23 protein-coding genes are annotated in these 24,621 nt (G+C 66.5%); 19 read left to right on the top strand and 4 right to left on the bottom strand.

Annotated elements, in window-relative coordinates; genetic code table 11:
• The first annotated feature begins 9 nt into the window (after positions 1-9).
• Positions 10-567 carry a DUF1453 domain-containing protein gene (locus IB223_RS16920; protein WP_192202916.1) on the top strand — a complete coding sequence of 186 codons (558 nt, stop codon included), beginning with the start codon at positions 10-12 and terminating at the stop codon, positions 565-567.
• A gap of 70 nt (positions 568-637) precedes the next feature.
• On the opposite strand, the gene IB223_RS16925 is transcribed toward IB223_RS16920, so the two are convergent.
• Positions 638-1,270: an OmpW family outer membrane protein gene (locus tag IB223_RS16925; protein WP_192202917.1), complete on the bottom strand. Its 633-nt coding sequence runs from the start codon at positions 1,268-1,270 to the stop codon at positions 638-640.
• A 313-nt stretch (positions 1,271-1,583) separates the two neighbouring features.
• Here IB223_RS16925 and IB223_RS16930 point away from each other — a divergent pair, with 313 nt between their 5' ends.
• From IB223_RS16930 to lpdA, 9 genes are all read left to right on the top strand, one after another.
• Positions 1,584-2,033: a DUF1801 domain-containing protein gene (locus IB223_RS16930; RefSeq protein ID WP_192202918.1), complete on the top strand. Its 450-nt coding sequence runs from the start codon at positions 1,584-1,586 to the stop codon at positions 2,031-2,033.
• Positions 2,034-2,038: 5 nt separating this feature from the next.
• A complete protein-coding gene (locus IB223_RS16935) occupies positions 2,039-3,073 on the top strand; it encodes a LacI family DNA-binding transcriptional regulator (protein ID WP_343227220.1) in 1,035 nt (344 codons plus the stop codon).
• A 246-nt stretch (positions 3,074-3,319) separates the two neighbouring features.
• The gene (gene pgmB, locus IB223_RS16940) at positions 3,320-6,328 is read left to right on the top strand and encodes a beta-phosphoglucomutase (protein WP_343227221.1); all 3,009 of its coding nucleotides are present in this window, start codon (positions 3,320-3,322) and stop codon (positions 6,326-6,328) included.
• Between the two features lie 74 nt (positions 6,329-6,402).
• Positions 6,403-8,805, top strand: a complete 2,403-nt coding sequence (locus IB223_RS16945; protein WP_192202920.1) for a TonB-dependent receptor — start codon at positions 6,403-6,405, stop codon at positions 8,803-8,805.
• A gap of 171 nt (positions 8,806-8,976) precedes the next feature.
• Positions 8,977-10,218, top strand: a complete 1,242-nt coding sequence (locus IB223_RS16950; RefSeq protein ID WP_225591171.1) for an MFS transporter — start codon at positions 8,977-8,979, stop codon at positions 10,216-10,218.
• 76 nt (positions 10,219-10,294) lie between these two features.
• The gene (locus IB223_RS16955) at positions 10,295-10,750 is read left to right on the top strand and encodes a DMT family transporter (protein ID WP_192202921.1); all 456 of its coding nucleotides are present in this window, start codon (positions 10,295-10,297) and stop codon (positions 10,748-10,750) included.
• Between the two features lie 3 nt (positions 10,751-10,753).
• Positions 10,754-11,275 (top strand): DNA-deoxyinosine glycosylase, encoded by a 522-nt coding sequence (locus IB223_RS16960; RefSeq protein ID WP_192202922.1) that lies wholly within the window; start codon positions 10,754-10,756, stop codon positions 11,273-11,275.
• A gap of 207 nt (positions 11,276-11,482) precedes the next feature.
• The gene (locus IB223_RS16965; protein ID WP_192202923.1) at positions 11,483-12,910 is read left to right on the top strand and encodes a dihydrolipoyllysine-residue acetyltransferase; all 1,428 of its coding nucleotides are present in this window, start codon (positions 11,483-11,485) and stop codon (positions 12,908-12,910) included.
• Between the two features lie 77 nt (positions 12,911-12,987).
• On the top strand, positions 12,988-15,132 hold the full coding sequence (gene lpdA / locus IB223_RS16970; RefSeq protein ID WP_192202924.1) for a dihydrolipoyl dehydrogenase: 2,145 nt from the start codon (positions 12,988-12,990) through the stop codon (positions 15,130-15,132).
• 72 nt (positions 15,133-15,204) lie between these two features.
• Here lpdA and IB223_RS16975 read toward each other — a convergent pair whose 3' ends face one another.
• Positions 15,205-15,408, bottom strand: coding sequence for a DUF2061 domain-containing protein (locus IB223_RS16975; protein ID WP_192202925.1), 204 nt, complete (start codon positions 15,406-15,408; stop codon positions 15,205-15,207).
• A 171-nt stretch (positions 15,409-15,579) separates the two neighbouring features.
• A complete protein-coding gene (locus IB223_RS16980) occupies positions 15,580-16,515 on the bottom strand; it encodes a hypothetical protein (RefSeq protein WP_192202926.1) in 936 nt (311 codons plus the stop codon).
• 417 nt (positions 16,516-16,932) lie between these two features.
• On the opposite strand from IB223_RS16980, the gene IB223_RS16985 reads away from it, so the two are divergent.
• The 9 genes from IB223_RS16985 (at position 16,933) to IB223_RS17025 (ending at position 24,100) form a co-directional block, all read left to right on the top strand.
• Positions 16,933-17,304 carry an ATP synthase subunit I gene (locus IB223_RS16985; protein ID WP_192202927.1) on the top strand — a complete coding sequence of 124 codons (372 nt, stop codon included), beginning with the start codon at positions 16,933-16,935 and terminating at the stop codon, positions 17,302-17,304.
• 24 nt (positions 17,305-17,328) lie between these two features.
• Positions 17,329-18,126 carry a F0F1 ATP synthase subunit A gene (atpB, locus tag IB223_RS16990; protein ID WP_192202928.1) on the top strand — a complete coding sequence of 266 codons (798 nt, stop codon included), beginning with the start codon at positions 17,329-17,331 and terminating at the stop codon, positions 18,124-18,126.
• Between the two features lie 65 nt (positions 18,127-18,191).
• Entirely contained in the window at positions 18,192-18,491 is a 300-nt protein-coding gene (gene atpE, locus IB223_RS16995; protein ID WP_055939490.1) for a F0F1 ATP synthase subunit C, read from the top strand.
• A gap of 105 nt (positions 18,492-18,596) precedes the next feature.
• Positions 18,597-19,067 carry a F0F1 ATP synthase subunit B gene (locus tag IB223_RS17000; protein WP_142126044.1) on the top strand — a complete coding sequence of 157 codons (471 nt, stop codon included), beginning with the start codon at positions 18,597-18,599 and terminating at the stop codon, positions 19,065-19,067.
• Between the two features lie 17 nt (positions 19,068-19,084).
• On the top strand, positions 19,085-19,612 hold the full coding sequence (locus tag IB223_RS17005; RefSeq protein ID WP_192202929.1) for a F0F1 ATP synthase subunit delta: 528 nt from the start codon (positions 19,085-19,087) through the stop codon (positions 19,610-19,612).
• 46 nt (positions 19,613-19,658) lie between these two features.
• Positions 19,659-21,206, top strand: coding sequence for a F0F1 ATP synthase subunit alpha (gene atpA, locus IB223_RS17010; RefSeq protein WP_192202930.1), 1,548 nt, complete (start codon positions 19,659-19,661; stop codon positions 21,204-21,206).
• An 81-nt stretch (positions 21,207-21,287) separates the two neighbouring features.
• Entirely contained in the window at positions 21,288-22,151 is an 864-nt protein-coding gene (atpG, locus tag IB223_RS17015) for a F0F1 ATP synthase subunit gamma (RefSeq protein ID WP_192202931.1), read from the top strand.
• 39 nt (positions 22,152-22,190) lie between these two features.
• A complete protein-coding gene (gene atpD / locus IB223_RS17020) occupies positions 22,191-23,597 on the top strand; it encodes a F0F1 ATP synthase subunit beta (RefSeq protein ID WP_142126048.1) in 1,407 nt (468 codons plus the stop codon).
• 80 nt (positions 23,598-23,677) lie between these two features.
• A complete protein-coding gene (locus IB223_RS17025) occupies positions 23,678-24,100 on the top strand; it encodes a F0F1 ATP synthase subunit epsilon (protein ID WP_142126049.1) in 423 nt (140 codons plus the stop codon).
• Positions 24,101-24,160: 60 nt separating this feature from the next.
• Here the strand turns inward: IB223_RS17025 and IB223_RS17030 are convergent, their stop codons facing one another.
• Positions 24,161-24,580 (bottom strand): GtrA family protein, encoded by a 420-nt coding sequence (locus IB223_RS17030; protein WP_192202932.1) that lies wholly within the window; start codon positions 24,578-24,580, stop codon positions 24,161-24,163.
• Positions 24,581-24,621: the final 41 nt, after the last annotated feature.

Raw genomic sequence — 24,621 nt, forward strand, 5'->3', positions numbered from 1 at the left:
GATGCGCGCATGCCCATCATCTTTGTCCTGCTTTTCGTCTTCCTGCTGCTGGCGTTGTGGGCGGTGCTGTTGCCCGTCTCCTTGTGGCAGCGTTACCGCTACGGCCGAGCGCGCCGCATGGCACGCAGCTGGTTGCTGACGCTCAACGCATGGAGCCTGCTGGTGTCGGTGGCGATCTTCGTCGCGGTCAGCGCGTTCGGCCTGTTCTGGTGGCCGGACAGCCTGGTTGGTGCCGGAGTGGGACTGGCTGCCGGCAGCTTGCTCGGCCTGGTAGGCGTATGGCTCACGCGCTGGGAAGTCGCGCCGCAGGGCGTGTTCTATCAGCCCAATGCCTGGCTGGCGTTGCTGCTGGTCGCCATCGTGGCCGGGCGTATCGTGCTGGGATTCGTGCAGATGGCGCAGTACTGGCGGAGCGGCGGCGTGCCGGCGACCCATGCGCTGCTGAGCGGTCACGGCAGCCTGCTGGCGGTGGCCGGCCTGCTGCTGGGCTACTACCTGGTTTATGCCTGGGGCGTGAAGTGGCGCGTCACGCGCTTGCAGCGGCTGCGCGGCCACGTCATGCGGTGAGCCCTCCCGCCCAATGAAAAGGCGGCGGGCCCGAAGGCCCGCCGCCGCATCGACGCGTTGGAGCAATGGATCAGAAGCGCGCGCCGATACCCACGCCCACGACCCAGGGGTCGATCGTCAGTTCTTCACCGGTGCCCTGGCCTGCGACACGCACGCCGGCATCGCCCTTCATGTAACGGGCATCCGCACGCGCGAACCAGCGTTCGTTGATGTTGAAGTCCATGCCGGCCGTGGCGATGGCGCCCTTGGCGGTTTCCAGGCCCACGTGTGCGCCATCGCCGCCGATGGTCTCGTCACTGAAGTTGGACTCGTAGTAGCCCAGTCCCACGAACGGACGCATCACCTTGTCGGGAGTACCGAAGTGGTACTGGCCGCTCAGCGCGATCGGCTGCTGGTCGACGGTGCCGATCTTGCCGGGGCCGTCGGCCTTGACGCGGTGGTTGAACTTGTCCGCGGCGCCCCACAGTTCAACGGCGATGTTGGGGGTGGCATACCAGCTGGCGCTGATCACCGGCGCGACGTCGCCGTCGATCTTCAGGCCGGGCGCGGGATCGCGATCGGGCTTGAGGATGGCGGCGCCGCCGACCACGGCGAAGCGCTTGCTGGCGGCGTCGGATGTCGTGTCGGTCGTTGCATCCTGCGCCAGGGCAGGCACGGCAATGAGGGAAGCCAGGGCAATCGTGAGGGTTCGAATGGATTTCATGCAGGAATCTCCTGTTCTGTTTTCTTATGTCCCTTCCGTGCGGTGCGATGCGTGATGCGTCGTCGCCGTCAGGGCGAGCGCACCGTAACCGCCACCGCATGAATGTCTCCTGCTGCTCGACGTGAACCGATCGGAAACAAGCCAGAAAATCCTTCTTTTCGCTCTTCCATTTCACCGCGCGTGCATCTCGCTGAGCGCGTGCGATGCGTCGTTCATCCAGTAGGCCATGCTTCGATCGCGCCGTGCGGAGCATTGCGGGGCATGGCAGGAGGCCCCGGGCTGCGCTACTGTTCGCGCAAACGGAGTAGCGCCCATGGCCAGCAGCAAGGCGAAGACGGTGGAGGAATACCTCGCGGAATTGCCGGAGGATCGCCGCAAGGTGATCGCCTCGGTCCGCGACCTGGTCAATCGGCACATCCCCGACGGCTACGTCGAGGCGATGAGCTGGGGCATGATCGCGTGGGAGGTGTCGCTGTCGCGCTATCCGACCACCTACAACAAGCAGCCGTTGCCGTACGTCGCGCTTGCGGCGCAGAAGCAGTACTACGCGCTCTACCTGACGGTGTGCTACGCGAACTCCGCGCAGGACGTGGTGCTGCGCAACGCCTACGCGGACGCCGGCATGAAGCTGGACATGGGCAAGAGCTGCCTGCGCTTCAAGAAACCGGACGACCTGCTGCCCGAGGTGATCGGCCGCGTGATCGCCTCCACGCCGGTGGACACGCTTATTGCACAATACGAAGCCAGCCGCGCACGGACGTGACCCGCATGCCCCCCGCCAAACGCAAGCGCCGTACCGGCACCGCCACGACGGCGCTGCCATCGCCCGGCGACCACCTGACGATGGCGGACCTGGCGAAAGTGGCGGGCGTATCGGCGATCACCGTGTCGCGCGCGCTGCGCGACAGTCCGCTGGTCAATGCGGAGACGCGCGCCCGCGTCCGTGAGGTGGCGCAGCAGTACGGCTATGCATTCAATGTCAGTGCGCGCAACCTCAAGCTTCGCCGCAGCATGACGGTGGCGGTGGTGGTGGAAATGAAGCCCACCGTCGAGCGCCAGATGTCCGGCCCCTATCCGCTTGACCTGCTCGGCGGCATCACCCAGGAACTCACAACGACCGGATACAGCGTATTGCTGACCTCGCTGCAGGGTGGCTCGCTGCCGAACGTGCAGGCGGCGGACGGGGTGATCCTGCTGGGCCAGGGTGCGCACGAAGACGCCATGCACGAGGTGCAGCGCTGGGGCCGGCCGATGGTGGTCTGGGGCGCGGTGAGCAGGCACGAATCGCAGGTGGTGGTGGGCAGCGACAACCGGCGCGGCGGCGCGCTTGCCGCGGAGCGCTTCATCGCCCTGGGCCGTCGACGGCCCGCCTTCCTTGGCGATCCCGCGCATGGCGAGTTCGCCGAGCGGCTGGAGGGCTTCGCTGGCGCGCTGGCCCGCCACGGCATCACCCCGCAGACGCCCACCGTTGCCAGCTTCACCGTCAGCGCTGGCGCCGAAGCCGTGCATGCGTTGCTGGAGGCCAACCCGCAGGTCGATGCACTGTTCGCGGCCAGCGACCTGCTCGCCATCGGTGCGATCCGCGCGCTGATCGAGCGCGGCCGCCGCGTGCCGGAGGACGTGTCGGTGATCGGCTACGACGACACGCCCCTGGGTGCCACCTACGTACCGCCACTGACGTCCGTGCACCAGAACTTCATCGATGCCGGTGTGCTGCTGGCGCGCAAGGTCCGCACCCTGATCGAGGGCGAAGCGACCACCTCCGAGACCCTGCCCACGCACCTGGTGGTACGCGCGACCTGAGCGCATGCCGCTGCTGCATCGCAGCGGCCACCCGGTGGACATTTTCGTCGGTCGCTTTGGGTGGTATTGCCTCCAAGTCATTGAAAAAACGTGTTGTTTTCCCGGGATTGCCCTCCGGGGTGCGACGTTTCAAGTCACTGTAGCGCTGCTCTGACATCGATAACTTGACATCGATAACAACGACTCCTAGCGTGCCTCCGCCCGTGGTGCCACTGCGGGATGCGCCAGGCCAGAGCGGGGATGTCGGTGGAACAGAGGCAAAGCAATGCAGCAGGAACGGACGCGGGCATCGAAGACGTGCGGCCCGACCCGTGGCGACTGACCCAGCGGGGCTTCGATGCGGCGCGTGCGGCCCGTGACGAGACCTTGTTCGCGCTGGCCAACGGCACGCTCGGCGTGCGCGGCGCCCTCGAGGAAGGCGACAGTGTCAGCGACGGCAGTTTCCTGTCGAGCGTGTTCGAGCAGAACCCGATCCACTACCACGAACGCTTCCCGGGCTTCACGCGCAGCACCGACACGCGCGTGCCGGTGGCAGAAGGCAAGCACATCCGGCTGCAGCTGGGCGATGCGCCGCTGCGAGTCGAGGAAGCGGCGTGGCTGGACTTCGAACGCACCTTGGACCTGGCTGCGGGCGCGCTGGACCGCCGCCTCCGGCTGAAGACGCCGCAGGGCCAAACGCTGGAGATCCGTGCGCAGCGCGTGGTGCCGCTGGCCGAGCGCGCGCTGCTGGCGATCCGCTTCGAAGTCGCCTCGATCGACTATGCCGGTCCGTTGACCTTGCGTTCGTCGATCGAAACCGGGCGCCAGGCGATCGAACAGGGCGACGATCCCCGCATCGGCGTGGCCGGTGGCGAGGCGATGGACGTGTTCGACGAACATGCCGGTGCCGGCGGTGCATGGCTCAGACAGCGCACGCACCACAGCGGAATCACGCTGGTCTGTGCCCAGCATCACAGGTTGTCGCAAGGGGTCGCGTTCGCGTCAGCGGATGCCGGCGAAGGGCGCGTCGAGCAGTGCTTCGAGGCCGTACTCGCGCCGGGCGCGTCGGTGGTGGTCGAGAAGTTCGTCGCTTACGACGATGGCAATGGCACCGTGCGCGATGGCGTGCAGGCAGTGCTGGCGCGTGCGCAGGCCGCGGGCTTCGATGCGATCGCCCGTACACAGGCGGAGACTCTGCAGGCGTTCTGGCAACGCGCCGGCATTTCGGTGGAGGGCGATCCGGCGGCCGAACTGGCGCTGCGCTTCAACCTGTTCCACCTGCTGCAATCGGCCGGTCGCGACGGCATCAACGGCACGGCGGCCAAGGGCATCACCGGCGAAGGCTATGAGGGCCACTGCTTCTGGGACACCGAGGCCTTCGTGCTGCCGGTGATGGCATTGACGGCGCCCGACGTGGCGCGCGCGATGCTGATGTACCGCTACCGCACGCTGGAAGGCGCTCGCGACACCGCGCGTGCGATGAACCATCCGCGCGGCGCGCTGTACCCGTGGCGCACCATTGCCGGCCGCGAATGTTCCGCGCACTATCCCAGCGGCTCGGCGGCGTACCACATCAACGCCGCCATCGCGTACGGGATCGGGCTTTATCTCGACGCCAGCGATGATCTCGACTTCCTCAGCGAGGCTGGCGCCGAGATTCTTTTCGAGACCGCGCGCATCTGGCCGCAGGCCGGGCATTTCAATCCACGTCTCGACGGGGCCTTCTGCATCCACGAAGTGACCGGTCCCGACGAATACACCACGCTGGTCAACAACAACTGGTACACCAACCGCATGGCGCAGCGGCACCTGCTGCGCGCTGTCGAGGCATGGAACCGGCTGTCGGCCGATCGCCCGGAGGCGCTGCACATGCTGGCGGCCCGTATCGGACTCGATGCTGACGAAGTCGTGCTGTGGCAGCGCGCCGCCGATGCCATGTACCTGCCGGTGGATGAGGCATTGGGCATCCATCCGCAGGACGACGATTTCCTAGGCAAGCCGCGCTGGCCGTTTCCGAAGCGCGAAGGGCCGCATCGTCCGCTGCTGCTCGACTACCACCCGCTCACGTTGTACCGCCACCAGGTCTGCAAGCAGGCCGACGTGGTGATGGCGCTGGTGCTGGCGGGCGACGGTATCGCGCTGGGTGCGAAGCGCCGCGACTTCGACTATTACGAAGCGGTCACCACCCATGATTCCACGCTGTCGGCGCCCGTGTACGGCATCCTCGCCAGCGAGGTCGGGCACGACGAAAAGGCATGGCGCTATTTCGACGCCAGTCTGCGCGTGGACCTGGATGACCTGCATGGCAACACCGACCACGGCGTGCACATGGCGGCGATGGCGGGCAGCTGGCTGGGGTTGGTGCAGGGTTTCGGCGGGCTGCGCATCGTGGGCGGTCGCCTGCAGTTCGCGCCGACGCTGCCCACCGCCTGGAAGGGCTACGGTTTCAACCTGCGTTGGCGCGGTTGCGCACTGCGGGTGGACGTGGATGCGCGGGGCGTGCGCTATCGGTTGGACGAGGGCGACCTGCTCGCCTTCGCCCATGCCGGGAGCGAAGTGGTGCTTAAGCCGGGGCGAGAAACCGTGTTGCCGCTTGCCGTACCGTCGCCGCCGAAAGCCGTGTTCCCGCGCGCCTGCCGTGCCCTGGTCTTCGACCTGGACGGCGTACTGACCGACACCGCGCATACGCACTACCGGGCATGGAAACGGCTGGCCGATGAAATCGGCGTGCCGTTCGACCTGCTGGTGAACGAGCGGCTCAAGGGTGTGGACCGGATGGCCTCGCTGGAGATCATCCTGGAGCGCGCATCACGCGCCTACAGCGCAGACGAGAAGCGCGCGCTGTCCGATACCAAGAACGGTTACTACGTGCAGGAAATCGCCAGCGTGGGTCCGCAGGATCTGTTCGAGGGTGTGCGCGAGGTGCTGGATGCCGCGCGTGCCGCGGGCCTGAAGCTCGGGCTGGCGTCCGCCAGCCGCAACGCGCCTGCGCTGCTGGACAAGCTGGGTATCGCCGACTGCTTCGACTACATCGCCGATGCCGGCCGCATCGCGCGCGCCAAACCGGACCCGGCCATCTTCCTGGACGTGGCCGCCGCACTCGGCGTGCCCGCGCACCTGTGCATCGGAGTGGAAGACGCTGCCGCCGGCATCGAGGCCATCCATGCCGCCGGCATGGCCGCCGTGGGCATCGGCGACGCCCGCGCGCTGCGCCACGCCGATGCCGTGATTCCCCGCATCGCCAAGTTCGACCTGAGGACGTTCGTTTCGCCTTGACCGCACACGGCCACAGAAGCCGCGGCGGCAGCCTGTCACTACAACAACAAACGCACTACGTGGAGGGAGAGACCATGCAACACACCAAGCACCCGATGCGCTACGCCCTGTCGGCCGCCATCGCGCTGGCGCTCGCGCCGGTACTGGCGAGCGCCCAGGAAGCCGCCCCGGCGCCCGCGAACGACGAGGCGACGACACTCGACGCCGTCGTCGTCAGCGGCACGGCCAAGTTCAAGGGCCTGCGCAAACGCGACGCCAGCTTCTCGATCAGCACGGCCACGCCGGAGCAGATCCAGGAAACCGCGCCTACCAGCACTGCCGACCTGCTGAAGATCGTGCCGGGCGTCTGGGCCGAGGCCAGCGGTGGCGGTACCGGCGCCAACGTCTTCGTGCGCGGCATGCCGTCCGAGGGCGACGCACCGTTCTTCACCCTGCAGCTGGACGGCTCGCCGATCTTCCCGCCGCCGACGTTGTCGTTCCTCGAGAACACCACGCTGTTCCGCATCGACGACACCATCGCGCGCGTGGAAGGCCTGCGCGGCGGTCCCAGCCCGATCTACTCGAACGGGCAGCCCGGCGTGACGGTCAATTTCATCCAGAAGAAGGGCGAGGACACGCCGGAGGGCAGCGTGCGCCTGACGCTGGGTACCGACAGTCTGCGCCGGGTCGACTTCTACAGCGGTGGTCCGCTGAGCGCGGACAGCGGCTGGTACTACAGTGTGGGCGGCTTCTACCGTGAGACCGACGGCGTGCGCCAGACCGGCTTCCCGGTGGAGAAGGGCGGCCAGTTGAGCGCCACGCTGACCAAGCGCTGGGCCGAAGGCGAGTTCAACCTCTACGCGCGTCATACCGACGACCAGAACACCTTCTATACGGCGGTGCCGCTGGTTTCGCGCAACAATGGCAAGAACATTTCCAGCTTCCCGGGCCTGGACGCCACCACGGGCACGCTGGTCGGTGACGACTTCCGCCGGGTAACGCTGCCCACCGGCGTGGGCAACCAGACGATGACGCGCGACCTGGCCGATGGCCGTGGCGTGGACATCGACGTGTTCGGCGGCTCGCTGGACTGGTACGTCGGCAACTGGACCATCAGCGACAAGTTCAACTACCTCAAGGGCGACGCGCCGACCTACGCGCTGTTCACCGGCGCCAACCCGCAGACCCTGTCGTCCTACATCACCGACACCTACGGGGCGGGCGTCACCGGCACCGGCACCTTTGTCAATGGCGGCGGCGCGGTGGATCCGAACCAGCAGGTGCTGACCGCAGGCTTCTGGGTGGTGGAGAAGGAGATCAGCTCGTTCACCAACGACCTGCGCTTCAGCATCGACCTGACCGACAGCAATGCGTTGACCTTCGGCGTGTACTACGCGGACTATTCGTCCAAGGACCGCTGGTGGCTGGGAAACAACATGCTGCTCACTGCGCAGGACAACGCGCGCCGCGTGAACCTAGCGCTGTCCGACGGTCGCGTGGCGACGCGCGACGGCTTCGTGGGCACGGCGTTCTACAACATCCGCGGCGACTACGACGGCCAGAACACGGCCTTCTTCGTCGCCGACGAGTGGACGGTCAGCGACCGCATCCGCCTGGATGCCGGCGTGCGCTACGAGCGGCAGGAAGTGAACGGCACGGTGTGGGATCCGGTCACGGTCGATCTGGACGGCAATCCGAACACGCTGTACGACAACACCACGTCGGTTTCGACCACGCCGCGCAGCATCGACCAGAACGATAGCGATGTGTCCTGGACCGCCGGCCTGAACTACACGCTCAACGACAGCGTCAGCCTGTTCGGTCGCGTGAACTCGGGCTTCACCTTCCCGCAGTTCGACAACCTGCGCGATGGCGCCAACAACAAGACCGAGATCGACCAGTACGAGCTGGGCCTGAAGGCGGGCGGCGAGACGTACGAGATGTACGTGACCGCGTTCTACAACGACTTCACCGGCCTGCGTTACCAGGCGTTCGACAACAATGGCAACAACGTCGTCATCATCGGTGATTCGAAGGCGCGCGGCCTGGAGTTCGAAGGCGCATGGCGTCCGGCGGGCGGCTTCGAGCTGGCGTGGAATGCGACCTGGCTGCGTGCCAAGTACGGCGACTTCGCCACCTACGATGGCAACCAGGTGGTGCGCCAGCCGAAGTTCCGCGTGCGGCTGACACCGAGCTACTACTGGTCCATGCCGTGGGGCGACCTGAAGGTGTTCACCACCTATACGCATGTCGGCGACCGCTACTCCGATCCCGCCAATGGCCAGGTGCTTCCCGAATACGACACCTGGGACATCGGGGCCAGCGCTCACGTGGGCGAGAACTGGGAGTTCACCTTCTCGGGCCGCAACGTGACGGACGAGATCGCGCTGACCGAGGGCAATGCACGCGTGCTGGGCAATGCGACCAGTGGCGGAGTGTTCATGGGTCGCCCGCTGGAAGGCACGTCGTACCAGGCCTCCGTCGCCTATCGTTGGTGAGGCATCGGGGCCCGCCATGCTGCGGGCCGTCCACCACCGCCGCGCCGTCTCTCCCCGGCGCGGCGGTGGATACTGTTTCCCGCCGGGTGCCGCGTAGCGTGACCACGCGACCTCCCCCCGCGCACTCCGGGCCAGGCGGCCAGGAGGCGCTTGCGCTTACCGGTACCGCCCATGACACGCACCCGCATGATCCTGGCAATGATCCTGACCTACATGATCTTCGCCATGCTGTTGAATTCCGTGGGCACCGTGATCCTGCAGTCCATCCAGGGATTCGGCATCACCAAGGCCGATGCCAGCCTGCTGGAGGCGTTCAAGGACCTGCCGATCGCGATCACCTCGTTCCTCGTGGCCTCGTTCCTGCCAAGGCTGGGCTATCGCCGCGCGATGATGCTCGGCCTGCTGCTGGTCGCCGCCGCCTGCATCGCGATGCCGCTGCTGCAGGCGTTCTGGGCGACCAAGCTGCTCTTCACGGCGGTCGGTGTGTCGTTCGCGCTGGTGAAGGTGTCGGTCTACTCCAGCATCGGGCTGCTGACCGACGACGCGAAGACGCATGCGGCGCTCACGAGCACCGTCGAAGGCTGGTTCATGGTCGGGATCCTCGGCAGTGCCTGGCTGTTCGCGGCCTTCATCAATGCAGATGCGCCGGGTGATCCCGTCTGGCTGGATGTCTATTGGGTGCTCGCGGCGATGTGCGCAGTGGTGGTCGGGCTGCTGGCGACGAGTACGCTGGACGAACGCGCCGCGCGCGACGGTCATGCGGCGGGGGAATCCTTCATCGACATGTTCCGCCTGCTGGCAATGCCGCTGGTGGTGGTGTTCCTGGTGTCCGCGTTCCTGTACGTCCTGATGGAGCAGGCCATCAATACGTGGTTGCCCACGTTCAATCGCGAGATCCTGCACCTGCCCACCACGCTCAGCGTGCAGGCGGCCAGTATCTTCGCCGGGTCGCTGGCGCTCGGTCGCCTGGGAGGCGGCGTGCTGCTGCGGCGCGTGCCGTGGTTCTGGCTACTGTCCGGCTGCGTGACGGCGATGGCAGCGCTGGTGCTGCTGGCGTTGCCGCTGGCGGCGAATGTGCAGGCACGCGACGGCATGACCTGGTGGAACGCGCCCGCAGCTGCCTATGTGTTCCCGATGATCGGCCTGCTGATGGCGCCGATCTATCCGGCGATCAATTCGGTGGTGCTCAGTGCACTGCCCAAGTCGCGGCATGCAGCGATGACGGGGCTGATCGTGGTGTTCTCCGCCCTGGGCGGAACCACCGGCTCCTACGTCACCGGCCAGTTGTTCGCGCATTTCGACGGGTCGCGTGCGTTCTACTTGCTGCTGGCGCCGATGGCCATGTTGCTGGTGTCGATGGCGCTGCTGCAGCGCGCGGTGTCGGGGAAGCGAGGCACGCCGCAACCCGCGTGACGTCAGCGCGTTGACGCCGCCTGGCGGGTGGCTTCGCGTATCGTGTCCGCCTTCCGTTACCGAGACGAGACGACGCATGAACGCGACCGGCGTGGCCCTGGCCCTCTTCATCGGCATGCTGCTGCCGCTGCAGGCGTTGATCAACGCGTCGCTCGGCAAACAGACCTTCGGCCCCGTGTTCGCCTCGTTGGCGTCCTTCATGGTCGGAACCGGGGTGCTGTTGGCGTGGTGGTGGCTCAGCCGGCCGGTATTCGTGCCTGCCGCGCTGGGCAAAGTGCCGTGGTGGGCATGGACGGGGGGCATGATCGGGGCGGTGTTCGTTGCCTCGGCCACCCTGCTGGTGCCTCGCCTGGGAGCGGCGTCGTTGATCTGCCTGGTGGTGGCGGGACAACTGGCGGGTTCGGTCGTGCTGGACCACTTCGGGGTGCTGCATGCGCGGCAACCGGTGGATGCGCTGCGTGTCGTCGGCCTGCTGCTGGTGGTCGCCGGCGCGCTGCTGGTGGTGAAGCCCTGGCAGTCGGCGGGCGGCTGATCCGTGGCGGGCCTGCTGACCGGGCTGCCACCCAGCGTGGGTGCGGGCTGTCGCGTACTCGTGCTCGGATCGATGCCCGGCGACGCCTCGCTGCAGGCCGCGCGCTACTACGCCCATCCACGCAACCGGTTCTGGCCGGTGATGGCGTCGATCTGCGGATTCGATCCGGCCGCCCCGTACGAGCATCGCCTCCGTTCCCTGCATGAGGCCGGCGTGGGATTGTGGGATGTCATCGGCCAGTGCGAGCGACGCGGCAGTCTGGATGCCGCCATCGTGCGCGGCAGCGAGGTCGCCAATCCGCTGGAGGAGATGCTGGTGGCGCACCGCAGCATCGTGGCGATCGCGTTCAACGGGGGAAAGGCGGCGGAGGCCTTCCGTCGCTACGTGCAGCCGCAACTGCCGGAGGCGTGCATGCCGGCCCTGTTCGCATTGCCATCCACCAGCCCCGCCAACGCAGCGATTCGCCACGACGCCTTGCAGCAAGCCTGGACCGCGATCTCGCCGTTGTTGCGCATGCCCGCCTGACAATGCGGCGGCGTATCGTGTGAGTCGAACGTCGAACCAAAGCGATACCACTGTGTCCGCAGGCTCGCGTGACGCGGTCGTTTTCCTCCGCGCCGGCACGCAATGTCCCGCCGTGGACAGCAATTAGTCCGAAGGAATGGTTGGCGCATCGCGCCGCTGCGGACACAATAGGGGTTCCCCTCTTCAAGTCCGCACCGGAGTAACGCCATGTCCGACATCAAGGAAGCCAAGGTTCCCGACATCGGTGACTACGACGGTGTGCCGGTGATCGAGATCCTGGTCGCCGTGGGCGACACGGTGAAGAAGGACCAGGGCCTGGTCACGCTGGAATCGGACAAGGCGACGATGGAAGTACCGTCGGCCTTCTCCGGCGTGGTGAAGGAGATCAAGGTCAAGCTGGGCGACGAGATCGCCGAAGGCGCGGTGGTGGCGCTGATCGAAGTGAGCGAAGGCGCGACCGAGGCGAAACCTGCAGCCGCACCCGCACCGACCGCCACCGCTGAAACCGGCGCGAAGGTGGAGCCGGTCGCGGTATCGCCGACACCCGACAAGATCACCCAGCGCGAGATCGCGCAGGAACGCGCCGCGCCGGCCGTCGCCCCCGCTGCCTCGCGTGTGCTGGACGACAAGCCCGGCATCGACCCGGAAGCCTCGCCGCCGCGCACGCCGCCGGTCGAATTCAATGCCGATCGCGTGCTCCCCGAGAAGGTCGCTTACGCCAGCCCGGCCGTGCGCCTGTTCGCGCGCGAACTCGGCGTGGATCTCAACCTGGTCAGCGGCAGCGAGCGCGGTGGCCGCATCAGCAAGGAAGACGTGCAGAAGTACGTCAAGGGCGCGCTGGCCATTGGCGTGTCGACGCCTGCCGCTGCGGGCGCACCGGCTACGGCGGGTGGTGGCCTCAACCTGCTGCCGTGGCCGAAGGTCGACTTCAGCAAGTTCGGCGAAACCGAAGTCGTCGCACTGTCGCGCATCAAGAAGATCTCCGGCGCGAACTTGGCGCGCAACTGGGCGATGATCCCGCACGTCACCCAGCACGACCATGCCGACATCACCGATCTGGAAGCGCTGCGCGTGGCGCTGAACAAGGAAAACGAAAAGGCCGGCATCAAGCTGACCATGCTCGCCTTCCTGATGAAGGCCAGCGTCTCGGCGCTGAAGAAGTTCCCCGACTTCAACGCCTCGCTCGATGCCAGCGGCGAAAACCTCACCCTGAAAAAGTACTTCCACGTCGGTTTCGCCGCGGACACGCCGAACGGCCTGGTCGTGCCGGTGATCCGCGACGTCGACAAGAAGGGCGTCAACGAGATCGCCCAGGAAAGCGGCGAACTGGCGAAGAAGGCCCGCGACGGCAAGCTCGGCCCGGCCGAGATGTCCGGCGGCTGCTTCTCGATCTCCTCGCTGGGCGGCATCGGCGGCGTGGCGTTCACCCCGATCGTCAATGCGCCGGAAGTCGCCATCCTGGGCGTATCCAAATCGTCGATCCAGCCGGTCTGGGACGGCAAGCAGTTCCAGCCGCGCCTGATGCTGCCGCTGTCGCTGAGCTACGACCACCGCGTGATCGACGGCGCCGCCGCCGCGCGCTTCACCGCCTATCTCGCCCAGCTGCTCGGCGACATGCGCCGCGTGCTGCTGTAAGTCCGTAGGGTGGGCCCCGGCCCACCGACCCGAACAAACCACGGTGGGCCAAGGCCCACCCTACGAAAGAGAGTGGTATGGCGAACACGATCGAAGTCAAAGTCCCCGACATCGGCGATTACAGCGATGTGCCGGTCATCGAGATCCTCGTCGCCGTCGGCGACACGGTGAAGAAGGACCAGGGCCTGGTCACGCTGGAATCGGACAAGGCCACGCTGGAAGTGCCGTCCTCGGCGGCCGGCGTTGTGAAGGAACTCAGGGTCAAACTGGGCGACGCGTTGTCCGAAGGCAGCGTGGTGGCCGTGCTGGAGGCCGAGGGCGCTGCTGCTCCGACGCCTGCGCCGGCCGCGCCAGCGGCACCCGCTGCGTCCACGCCGGCGGCTGCGGCTGCACCTTCGCCCACCGCTGCCGTGCCGGCCGCAGCGCCCGTCGCGTCGGGTGGCGGTGGCCTGATCGAAGCCAAAGTGCCCGATATCGGTGATTACGACGGCGTGCCGGTCATCGAGATCCTGGTCGCCGTCGGCGACACGGTGAAGAAGGACCAGGGCCTGGTCACGCTGGAATCCGACAAGGCGACGATGGAAGTGCCGTCGCCTGCCGCCGGCGTGGTGAAGGAGATCAAGGTCAAGCTGGGCGATTCGCTGGCAGAGGGCAGTCTGGTCGCGATCCTGGAAGGCGAGGGCGCCGCTGCGGCGCCGGCCAAGCCTGCGCCGGTCGCGGCCTCGCCGGCGGCACCCGCCGCACCGGCCACCTCGGCGCCCAAGCCCGCGCTGGGCACCGGCAAGCCGGCCGACATCGAATGCCGCATCGTCGTGATCGGTTCCGGTCCGGGCGGCTACACGGCGGCGTTCCGCGCCGCCGACCTCGGTCTGGACACGGTCCTCATCGAGCGCTACGAAGCACTCGGCGGCGTCTGCCTCAACGTGGGCTGCATCCCGTCCAAGGCACTGCTGCATGCGGCGGCCCTGATCGATGAAGCCTCCCACTCCGACGACATCGGCATCAGCTTCGGCAAGCCGAAGATCGACCTCGACAAGCTGCGCGGCTTCAAGCAGGACAAGGTGGTCGGCCAGTTCACCAAGGGCCTGGCCGGCATGGCCAAGCAGCGCAAGGTGCGCACGGTGACGGGCTTGGCGAAGTTCGTGTCGCCGAACGAGCTGGAGATCGTGGGCGGCGACGGCAAGACGCAGCTGTTGCGCTTCGAGCAGTGCATCATCGCCGCCGGTTCGCAGGCGGTGAAGCTGCCCAACTTCCCGTGGGACGACCCGCGCGTGATGGATTCCACCGATGCGCTGCAGCTGGCCGAGGTGCCGAAGAAGCTGCTCGTCGTCGGCGGCGGCATCATCGGCCTGGAAATGGCCACCGTGTATCGCGCGCTGGGCGCCGAGGTGACCGTGGTCGAGTTCATGGACCAGCTGATGCCGGGCGCCGACAAGGACCTGGTGAAGCCGCTGGCCGACCGCCTGAAGAAGCAGGGCGTGATCGTGCAGCTGAAGACCAAGGCCGCCAAGGTCGAGGCGTCGAAGAAGGGCATCACCGTGCACTTCGAGAGCGCCACCGAAGGCCAGAAGCCGGAACTCGAGTCGGGCACCTGGGATCGTGTGCTGGTTGCCGTGGGCCGCTCGCCCAACGGCGGCAAGCTCGACGCCGACAAGGCCGGCGTCACCGTCGCCGAGCGCGGCTTCGTCCCGGTGGACGCTCAGATGCGCACCAACGTGCCGCACATCTTCGCCATCGGCGATCTGGTGGGTCAGCCGATGCTGGCGCACAAGGCCACGCACGAAGGCAAGCTGGCTGCCGAAGTCGCTGCGGGCGAGAAGAAGGAGTGGGTGGCCCGCGTGATTCCGTCCGTGGCCTATACCGATCCGGAAATCGCGTGGGTCGGTGTGACCGAGACCGAAGCGAAGGCGAAGGGCCTGAAGATCGGCGTGGGCAAGTTCCCGTGGGTGGCGTCCGCACGCGCGGTCGGCATCGGTCGCGGCGAGGGCTCGACCAAGCTCATCTTCGACGAGCACACCCACCGCATCATCGGTGCCGGCATCGTCGGCGTGCACGCGGGCGACCTGATCAGCGAATTGGCGCTGGCGATCGAGATGGGCGCGGAAGCCGGCGACATCGGCGCGACCATCCACCCGCACCCCACGCTCAGCGAGTCGGTCGCGATGGCAGCGGAGGTCTACGAAGGCACCATCACCGACCTGTACATCCCGAAGAAGAAGTAAGCGACACCGGGTGAAGCAGAAACGGAAAGGCCGCGCGGATGCGCGGCCTTTCCGTTTCCGGCCACTGGCCTGTCAGGCGGGCAGGGGGATCGCCTTGGACGCCCGGCGGGCCTCGATCCGCTTCCAGACCTTTTCGTGGAAGTGGAATACCACCGTGTTGGTCGCCGGTTCGATCAACGCCAGCATGCCGCCCACCAGCAGGCTGCCGGTGAACAGGTAGCCCAGGGTGAAGGCCACCGAGAAATGCAGGATCGCGAAGCTCAGGGTCTTGTTCACGGCGGGCTCCAGATGAGAATTGATCTCATTATGGGGGCCAAGCTGCCGCTGTCCAATGGAATGATCCGCTGCTACCGATAAATATTGCCTATCGGTCGGGGTGGGATACCTGGATGGCTGGCCAAGGCGGCCCAGGCGTATTCGGCGCCGGGCGTGCCTTGTGCGACCGGGTCAGAACCGGACCGACACGCCCGCCATCGGGCCATGCACCTTGAACTCGCCGGTGGCCTTGCCCGCGACATCCACCGTGCCGATACCCGACTCCGCCGGCGCTTCGAACGAACCGCGATAGTCGTCGCTGAGCTTCAGGCGGAACCAGTCGTAGCCCACATGCACGCCGATCCGCTCGGTGACCCGGTACTCGACCAGCAGGCCGCCGCGTTCGAAGTGTCCCTGCTCATTGATGAAATTGCCCCAGCGCGTATCCAGGTACTGTCCCTGCGCCTCGACGCGCAGGCGCGGTGTGGGCGACCACCCCACGCGAGTGTGCAGGTTCGGCGAGGTGCCATCGCGTTTCCAGTCCAGGTTATCCCACTGCGGATCGATTTCCCCGGTACCCGCGCTGGTGGCGGTACCGCGCGCCGCCAGCGTCGCGTGGGTGATGCCGGCACCGAGGCCCCATTGGAAGCGCGGTGTATCGACCATCGCGAACTCGTAGTTGAGGCTGGCCAGTTCGAAGCTGATGCGGCCCGACACGTCGACGGCAGGCACCTCCACCGGCTCGCCGGGGATCTCGACCTCGTCGAAGATCGTGCCGGGATCGACCCAATCGCCATCGAAGCCCCACGATTGATCCCGTCGATAGTCGTAGTAATTGAGCCGGAGCGACTGGCGGGGCGTCATGTTGAAGGCGAGCTCGCCGCGCGGGCGCCAGCGGCCGTCGGCATTGATCTCCCCGGCCGCACCCAACGCCTCCGTTCGCTCGCCATTGGTGGCCAAGGCATCGCCGGTGAAGCGGATGTTCGCCTCGGGATTGAATGCGGAGAGTCTCAGTTCGAAGCGGGCGTCGTCGGAAATCTCCTGTGCGGACGCGGTGGATGTGGCGATGGCCAGGGACAGGCAGCAGAAGACCGATGCGGCGGTGCGATGGGGGATGTGGCGGCTCATGGGGTCCATGCGGTTGGGTGTGGGGAGCCCAACGTTCGCCATGCCCGGGTCGACAGGGAGTGAATTGACTGAACGAGTGGCGCTCTCCGCAGCGTTTCCCGCCGGAAAAAAAGGAAGCCCCGGGGGCAACCGGGGCTTCTGGAGAACCTGCGACGGAGCATCGGACGAGGAAGTTGAGCGGCAGGCCTCAGAGGGACTGACAGGCGGTTTTCGTCAAAGTTCCGGGAAATCCTGCGGAAAATTCTGAACAGGGGAAACGGTTACAGCCTTGTCCCCGCTGGCTTTGGCGGAATCCGGCGCCGAACTCGCGGTTTCGACCTTTGGCGGTTGTCCCGGAAATTGTCCCGCTGCTATACTTTTGCGGCTCGGCGAGGCGCTTTACCGCCTTGTACCCCGCCAATTCCGTAGGGCTTTCGTGTGCTGAATTCCGTCGCTGCGGGCCGGCGGCTGGTGTTGCGCGCCGCCGTCTGGCAGACGGTCGCGGTACTGCTGGTCGCGCTGCTGTTCCTGCTCTGGGGTGTGCCCCAGGCGGTTGCGGCGGCCGTCGGAGGGTTGGCGATCGTGGTCGGCGCGCTGCTGGCGGCCTGGATGGCCTTCGGTGGTGGCGTGCTCGGCGCCGTCTCGGCGGTCCTGAGGCTGGCTGCGGGGATGGTGGTGAAGTGGGTCGTGGTGATCGGTGTGCTGGTCGTTGGCGCGGGGCTGTACAAGCTGCCCCCGCTGCCTCTCCTGGCGGGCGTGATCACCGGACTGGTGGCACAGGTGCTGGTCGCGACCGGCAAGCAGCGATAACCCAACTAGAAAGGTTTCCGACTCATGGCGGGCGAGGCTCTTACTCCCACCAGCTACATCCAGCATCACCTGAAGAACCTCACGGCCCAGGTGGGCGGCGATGGTCCGTTCTGGACGATCAATGTTGACACCTTCGTGACCGCCGTGCTGATGGGTCTGCTGATCGTGTTCGCCTTCTGGATGGCCACGCGCAAGGCCACGGCCGGCGTGCCGGGCAAGTGGCAGGCCTTCGTCGAGATCATGCTGGAGTTCGTCGACAAGCAGGCCCGCGACACCTACCACGGGACCAGCAAGCTGGTGACGCCCATCGCGATCACCATCTTCTTCTGGATCCTGATGATGAACCTGCTGAAGATGATCCCGGCAGACTTCATCGCCAAGCCGCTCGAACTGATGGGCGTGCACTACTGGAAGCCGGTGCCCACCGCCGACGTCAATGCCACCCTCGGCATGTCGATCAGCGTGTTCTTCCTGATGCTGGTCTTCGCGTTCCGCTCCAAGGGCCTGGGCGGTTTCGCCAAGGAATTCCTGACGGCGCCGTTCGGCAAGTGGATGATGCCGTTCAACCTGATCCTCAACATCGTCGAATGGGTCAGCAAGCCCATTTCGCTGGCGATGCGACTGTTCGGCAACATGTTCGGCGGCGAGATCGTCTTCCTGCTGATCTGGGTGCTGGGCGGCGCAGGCATCGTCGGCATGCTCGGCGGCGCGGCGTTCGGCCTCGGCTGGATGCTGTTCCACCTGCTGGTCATCCCGCTGCAGGCCTTCATCTTCATGATGCTGTCGATCGTCTATCTGAGCCTGTCGGAAGACAGTCACTGAGTTTCCGCTTCACCGTTTCGCCTTTTACCATCCACCTTTCAAGCACTTAAGTTCCGGAGATCACCATGGAAAGCATCCTCACCAACCTCGCCCAGGTCCAGGCTTCGACCGCCCTCGCCATCGGCATCATGATCGGCCTGGCCGCGCTGGGCGCGGGTCTGGGTCTGGCCATCATGGCCGGCAAGTTCCTGGAATCGGCTGCCCGCCAGCCGGAACTGATCCCGGTCCTGCAGGTGCGCATGTTCATCACCGCCGGCCTGATCGACGCCGCGTTCATCATCTCGGTCGCCGTGGGCCTGCTGTTCGCCTTCGCCAGCCCGTTCATCACGATCTTCACCGAGCAGCTGGCCAAGCTGGCGGGCTGATCCGTCGCGTGCACGCCTGACCCCGGGCATCCGCCCGCGGTCAGTCACCAGGCGTAGCTGGGCCGGCGCGATGTGCGCGGGCCCTTCATCACCGGCAGGTTTACGATGAATATCAATCTCACTCTGTTTGCCCAGGCGCTGGCCTTCGCCGGCCTGATCTGGATCATTGCGACCAAAATCTGGCCGCCGCTGCTGGCTGCCATCGAGGAACGCCAGCAGAAGATCGCCGAAGGCCTGGCCGCGGCCGACCGCAGCCAGAAGGATCTGGCGCAGGCCCAGGAAAAGGTCAACGAGGCGTTGAAGGAAGCCCGCGTCAAGGCCAACGAGATCATCGACCAGGCCCACGCGCGCGCCAACCAGATCGTCGATGCGGCCAAGAACGACGCGATCGCCGAAGCCAACCGCCAGAAGGCGCTGGCCGAAGCCGAGATCGACGCCGCCGCCACGCGTGCCCGCGAGGACCTGCGCAAGCAGGTGTCCGCGCTGGCCGTCAGCGGTGCCGAGAAGCTGTTGAAGCGCGAGATCGATGCCAACGCCCACAAGGCGCTGCTCGACGAACTCGCCGCCGAAATCTGATCCGGACGATCTGATCGATGAGCCAGGCCCTTACCGTCGCCCGCCCCTACGCCCGCGCCGCCTTTGCGACGGCGCGCGACGAAGGCAACTTCGCTGTCTGGTCGCAGGCGCTGGGTTTCGCCGCGCATGTCGCGGCGGACCCGCGCGTGGCCGCGCTGCTGCCCAATCCGCAGCTGCTGCCCGCCGACGCGGTGGCGCTGCTCGCGCCCGAGGGGGCCAGCGAGACGTTCGCCCGCTTCCTCGGCATCCTCGCCGATGCCCGCCGCCTCCCGCAGTTGCCGGAGATCGCCGGCCTGTTCGAGGACCTGCGTGCCGAAGCCGAGCATATCGTCAAGGCGAAGGTCACCTCCGCCACGGCGATGCCGGCCGGTGAGCTGGACGTGATCAAGGCGGCATTGAAAAAGCGCTTCGGCCGCGAGGTCGAGGTGGAAACGGCCATCGACGCATCGCTGATCGGCGGCGCCGTGATCGATGCCGGCAGCGTGGTGATCGACGGCTCGCTGAAAGGCAAGCTGGCGCGCCTGCAGTCGGCGCTGACGCACTGAATTCCCATTGAACCGCCGCGCGCGAGCCGGCACACAGGACTTACCCATGGCTACCACGCTCAACCCCTCTGAAATCAGCGACCTGATCAAGACCCGTATCGAGAAGGTCAAGCTGGCCGCGGAGTCGCGCAACGAAGGCACGGTGACCTCCGTGTCCGACGGCATCGTGCGCATCTTCGGCCTGGCCGACGTCATGCAGGGCGAAATGATCGAGCTGCCCAACAGCACCTACGCACTGGCGCTGAACCTGGAGCGCGATTCGGTGGGCGCCGTGGTCCTGGGCGACTACGAGCACCTGCGCGAAGGCGACGTGGCCAAGACCACCGGCCGCATCCTGGAAGTGCCGGTCGGTCCGGAAATGCTCGGCCGCGTGGTGAACGCGCTGGGCGAGCCGATCGACGGCAAGGGCCCGCTGGGCACCTCGCTGACCGCGCCGGTGGAGCGCGTGGCCCCGGGCGTGATCTGGCGCAAGTCGGTCGACCAGCCGGTGCAGACCGGTTACAAGTCCGTCGACGCCATGATCCCGATCGGCCGCGGCCAGCGCGAGCTGATCATCGGCGACCGCCAGACCGGCAAGACCGCGATGGCCATCGACGCCGTGATCAACCAGAAGGGCACCGGCATCAAGTGCGTGTACGTCGCGATCGGCCAGAAGGCCTCGACCGTGGCCAACATCGTGCGCAAGCTGGAAGAGAACGGCGCGCTGGCCCACACCGTGGTCGTCGCCGCCACCGCGTCCGAGTCGGCCGCGATGCAGTACATCAGCGCCTACTCCGGCTGCACCATGGGCGAGTACTTCATGGACCGCGGCCAGGACGCCCTGATCGTGTACGACGACCTGTCCAAGCAGGCCGTGGCCTACCGCCAGATCTCGCTGCTGCTGAAGCGTCCGCCGGGCCGCGAAGCCTACCCGGGCGACGTGTTCTACCTGCACTCCCGCCTGCTCGAGCGCGCTGCCCGCGTGTCCGAGGATTACGTGGAGAAGTTCACCGAAGGCAAGGTCACCGGCAAGACCGGTTCGCTGACCGCGCTGCCGATCATCGAAACGCAGGCCGGCGACGTGTCCGCGTTCGTGCCGACCAACGTGATCTCGATCACCGACGGCCAGATCTTCCTGGAAACCGACCTGTTCAACGCCGGCATCCGCCCGGCCGTGAACGCCGGTATCTCGGTGTCGCGCGTCGGTGGCGCTGCCCAGACCAAGATCATCAAGAAGCTGTCGGGCGGCATCCGCATCTCGCTCGCCCAGTACCGTGAGCTGGCGGCGTTCGCGCAGTTCGCCTCGGACCTGGACGAAGCCACCCGCAAGCAGCTGGAGCGCGGCCAGCGCGTCACCGAGCTGATGAAGCAGAAGCAGTACGCGCCGATGTCCATCGCCCTGCAGGCGCTGTCCATCTACGCCGTCAACGAGGGTTACCTGGACGACGTGCCGGTCGGCAAGATCCTGGCGTTCGAAGACGCGCTGCACGCGCACTTCACCAATACCCAGGGCGCGCTGGTCGACACGATCAACAGCACCGGCAACTGGAACGACGAGATCGAAGGCGCCTTCAAGAAGGGCATCGCCGAGTTCAAGCAGACCGGTACCTGGTAAGCGTAGGGTGGGCCCCGGCCCACCATTCGTGAAGGCGGCGGGCCGGGCCCGCCCTACGAAGACGAATCAAGCGAGCAGAGCATGGCAGGCGGACGCGAAATCAAAACCAAGATCAAGAGCGTGCAGAACACCCGCAAGGTGACGCGCGCGCTTGAGATGGTCTCGGCCTCCAAGATCCGCAAGGCGCAGGAGCGCATGAAGACTTCGCGCCCGTACGCACGCGCGATGAAGCAGGTGATCGGCCACCTGGCGCAGGCCAACACCGATTACCAGCATCCCTTCATGGTGGAGCGCAAGGACGTCAAGCGCGTCGGCTTCATCATCGTGTCGTCCGACCGCGGCCTGGCCGGCGGCCTGAACAACAACCTGTTCCGCAAGATGCTCGGCGAGATCCGCCAGTGGAACGAGAAGGGCGTCGAGGTCGACGTGGTCACCATCGGCCAGAAGGCCTCGGTGTACTTCCGCCGGGTCAAGGTCGACATGCTGGCCAGCGTGTCGCACCTGGGCGATTCGCCCAAGCTCGACCAGCTGATCGGTGTGATCAAGGTGATGCTGGATGCGTACACCGAAGGCAAGCTGGATCGCGTGTTCGTCGTCTACAACGACTTCGTCAACACCATGACCCAGCGTGCCGCGTTCGACCAGCTGCTGCCGTTGCCGGCGGCGGAGACGCAGGTCGCGCACCACGACTGGGACTACATCTACGAACCCGATGCCGCGACCGTGCTCGACCACGTGATCACGCGCTACATCGAGTCGCTGGTGTACCAGGCGGTGCTGGAGAACATCGCGTCGGAACACGCGGCGCGCATGGTGGCCATGAAAGCCGCCAGCGACAACGCCAACAAGCTCATCGGTACCCTGCAGCTGGTCTACAACAAGGCCCGCCAGGCGGCGATCACCCAGGAAATTTCCGAAATCGTCGGCGGCGCGGCGGCAGTCTGACGCGCGTAGTCACAAGAATTCATCTAGAGGAATGCAGCAATGAGTCAGGGCAAGATCGTTCAGATCATCGGCGCGGTGGTTGACGTCGAATTCGCGCGCCACGAAGTGCCGAAGGTGTACGACGCGCTGAAGGTGGAAAACACCGCCATCACGCTCGAAGTGCAGCAGCAGCTCGGCGACGGCGTCGTCCGCACCATCGCCCTCGGCTCCACCGACGGCCTGAAGCGCAACCTGATCGCCGTGAACACCGACAAGGCCATCTCGGTGCCGGTCGGTGCCGGCACGCTGGGCCGCATCATGGACGTGCTGGGCAACCCGATCGACGAAGCCGGCCCGGTGCAGGCGACCGACCATTGGGAAATCCACCGTTCGGCCCCGTCGTACGAGGACCAGTCCTCGGCCAACGACCTGCTGGAAACCGGCATCAAGGTCATCGACCTGATGTGTCCGTTCGCCAAGGGCGGCAAGGTCGGCCTGTTCGGCGGCGCCGGCGTCGGCAAGACCGTCAACATGATGGAGCTGATCAACAACATCGCCAAGGCGCACAGCGGTCTGTCCGTGTTCGCCGGCGTGGGCGAGCGTACCCGCGAAGGCAACGACTTCTACCACGAGATGAAGGACTCCAATGTCCTCGACAAGGTCGCGATGGTGTACGGCCAGATGAACGAGCCGCCGGGCAACCGCCTGCGCGTCGCGCTGACCGGCCTGACCATGGCCGAGTACTTCCGCGACGAGAAGGACGCGTCCGGCAAGGGCAAGGACGTGCTGCTGTTCGTCGACAACATCTACCGCTACACGCTGGCCGGTACCGAAGTGTCGGCGCTGCTCGGCCGCATGCCGTCGGCCGTGGGCTACCAGCCGACGCTGGCCGAGGAAATGGGCGTGCTGCAGGAGCGCATCACCTCGACCAAGACCGGTTCGATCACCTCGATCCAGGCCGTGTACGTGCCCGCGGACGACCTGACCGACCCGTCGCCGGCCACCACGTTCGCCCACTTGGACGCGACCGTCGTGCTGAGCCGCAACATCGCGTCGCTGGGTATCTACCCGGCCGTGGACCCGCTCGACTCGACCAGCCGCCAGCTGGACCCGAACGTCATCGGCCACGAGCACTACGACACCGCGCGCCGCGTGCAGTCGACGCTGCAGAAGTACAAGGAACTGAAGGACATCATCGCCATCCTCGGCATGGATGAGCTGTCCGAAGAAGACAAGCAGGCCGTGTCGCGCGCCCGCAAGATCGAGCGCTTCTTCAGCCAGCCGTTCCACGTGGCGGAAGTGTTCACCGGCTCGCCGGGCAAGTACGTCTCGCTGAAGGACACGATCCGCGGCTTCAAGGCGATCGTCGACGGCGAGTACGACCACCTGCCGGAGCAGGCGTTCTACATGGTCGGCGGCATCGAAGAAGCGGTCGAGAAGGCCAAGAAGCTCGCCGAGAAGGCGTAAGCACGTAGGGTGGGCCCCGGCCCACCTTCGCGGCAACCGGTGGCGGGCCTCGGTCCGCCCCAAACGGCAAAGAGAGTTCCATGAGCACCATCCGTTGCGACATCGTCAGTGCCGAGCAGGAAATCTTCCACGGTGAAGCCACCCTGGTCGTCGCCACCGGCGAACTGGGCGAGCTGGGCATCGCGCCGAAGCACGCGCCGCTGATCACCCGCCTGAAGCCGGGCAAGGTGGTGGTGACGCTGCCGAGCGGCGAGCATCTGGACTTCGCCATCTCCGGCGGCATCCTCGAGGTGCAGCCGCAGGTCGTCACCGTGCTGGCGGACACCGCCGTGCGTGCGACCGACATCGACGAGGCGCAGGTGCGCAAGGCGAAGGAAGAAGCCGAGCGCGTGCTGTCCCACAAGGACCCGAAGATGAGCGTGGAAGAAGCCCAGGCCCAGCTGGCCATGAGCATCGCCCAGCTCAGCGCGCTGGAGCGCCTGCGCAAGAACCTCAAGCACTGAGGTCCACCGCCTTCGCTTCATCGGAACGCCGGCCTCGCGCCGGCGTTTCCGTTTCCGGACCTAGCGGTAGACGACGTGCCGCCACAGGAAGAACGCGACCACCGCCAGCACGCCCTCCACCAGCGGCTTGGCCAGCCAGGCGTGCGCCAGTCCCAGTGACGACGCCACCCAGGTGACCGCCAGTGTGCTGATTGCGGTCAGCGGCACCCACACCAGCAGGAACTTGGTGAAGCGCCACCAGCCCAGCCGCGCCGCACCGGCCTGCGCAAACGTCAGCCGGCCGTTCAACCAGAAGCCCAGCAGCGCGCCGCACGCGCGTCCGGCCAGGTTGCCGGGTGCGGCGGGTACGCCAACGGCGGTGAGCACAACGAAGACCAGCCAGTCCAGCAGCAACTGCGCCACGCCGACGGCGATGAAGCTTCCGCCTTCGCGGAGCAGGTCCCGCTGTAGCAGGTGGCGCCGGAGTACGCGATGGATCATTCCGCCATCTTAAACCGCGGGAGGCGCTCGACTTGCCGTGT

Source organism: Pseudoxanthomonas sp. PXM03 (assembly GCF_014852005.1).
In the GTDB taxonomy this organism is placed as follows: Bacteria; Pseudomonadota; Gammaproteobacteria; order Xanthomonadales; family Xanthomonadaceae; genus Pseudoxanthomonas_A.

Bases quoted from the DNA above. Each gene is read 5' to 3' on its own strand.
- IB223_RS16920 (WP_192202916.1), top strand. From the start codon at position 10: ATGCCCATCATCTTTGTCCTGCTTTTCGTCTTCCTGCTGCTGGCGTTG.
- IB223_RS16925 (WP_192202917.1), bottom strand. From the start codon at position 1,270: ATGAAATCCATTCGAACCCTCACGATTGCCCTGGCTTCCCTCATTGCC.
- IB223_RS16930 (WP_192202918.1), top strand. From the start codon at position 1,584: ATGGCCAGCAGCAAGGCGAAGACGGTGGAGGAATACCTCGCGGAATTG.
- IB223_RS16935 (WP_343227220.1), top strand. From the start codon at position 2,039: ATGCCCCCCGCCAAACGCAAGCGCCGTACCGGCACCGCCACGACGGCG.
- IB223_RS16945 (WP_192202920.1), top strand. From the start codon at position 6,403: ATGCAACACACCAAGCACCCGATGCGCTACGCCCTGTCGGCCGCCATC.
- IB223_RS16950 (WP_225591171.1), top strand. From the start codon at position 8,977: ATGACACGCACCCGCATGATCCTGGCAATGATCCTGACCTACATGATC.
- IB223_RS16955 (WP_192202921.1), top strand. From the start codon at position 10,295: ATGAACGCGACCGGCGTGGCCCTGGCCCTCTTCATCGGCATGCTGCTG.
- IB223_RS16965 (WP_192202923.1), top strand. From the start codon at position 11,483: ATGTCCGACATCAAGGAAGCCAAGGTTCCCGACATCGGTGACTACGAC.
- lpdA (WP_192202924.1), top strand. From the start codon at position 12,988: ATGGCGAACACGATCGAAGTCAAAGTCCCCGACATCGGCGATTACAGC.
- IB223_RS16980 (WP_192202926.1), bottom strand. From the start codon at position 16,515: ATGAGCCGCCACATCCCCCATCGCACCGCCGCATCGGTCTTCTGCTGC.
- atpB (WP_192202928.1), top strand. From the start codon at position 17,329: ATGGCGGGCGAGGCTCTTACTCCCACCAGCTACATCCAGCATCACCTG.
- atpE (WP_055939490.1), top strand. From the start codon at position 18,192: ATGGAAAGCATCCTCACCAACCTCGCCCAGGTCCAGGCTTCGACCGCC.
- IB223_RS17000 (WP_142126044.1), top strand. From the start codon at position 18,597: ATGAATATCAATCTCACTCTGTTTGCCCAGGCGCTGGCCTTCGCCGGC.
- IB223_RS17005 (WP_192202929.1), top strand. From the start codon at position 19,085: ATGAGCCAGGCCCTTACCGTCGCCCGCCCCTACGCCCGCGCCGCCTTT.
- atpA (WP_192202930.1), top strand. From the start codon at position 19,659: ATGGCTACCACGCTCAACCCCTCTGAAATCAGCGACCTGATCAAGACC.
- atpG (WP_192202931.1), top strand. From the start codon at position 21,288: ATGGCAGGCGGACGCGAAATCAAAACCAAGATCAAGAGCGTGCAGAAC.
- atpD (WP_142126048.1), top strand. From the start codon at position 22,191: ATGAGTCAGGGCAAGATCGTTCAGATCATCGGCGCGGTGGTTGACGTC.
- IB223_RS17025 (WP_142126049.1), top strand. From the start codon at position 23,678: ATGAGCACCATCCGTTGCGACATCGTCAGTGCCGAGCAGGAAATCTTC.
- IB223_RS17030 (WP_192202932.1), bottom strand. From the start codon at position 24,580: ATGATCCATCGCGTACTCCGGCGCCACCTGCTACAGCGGGACCTGCTC.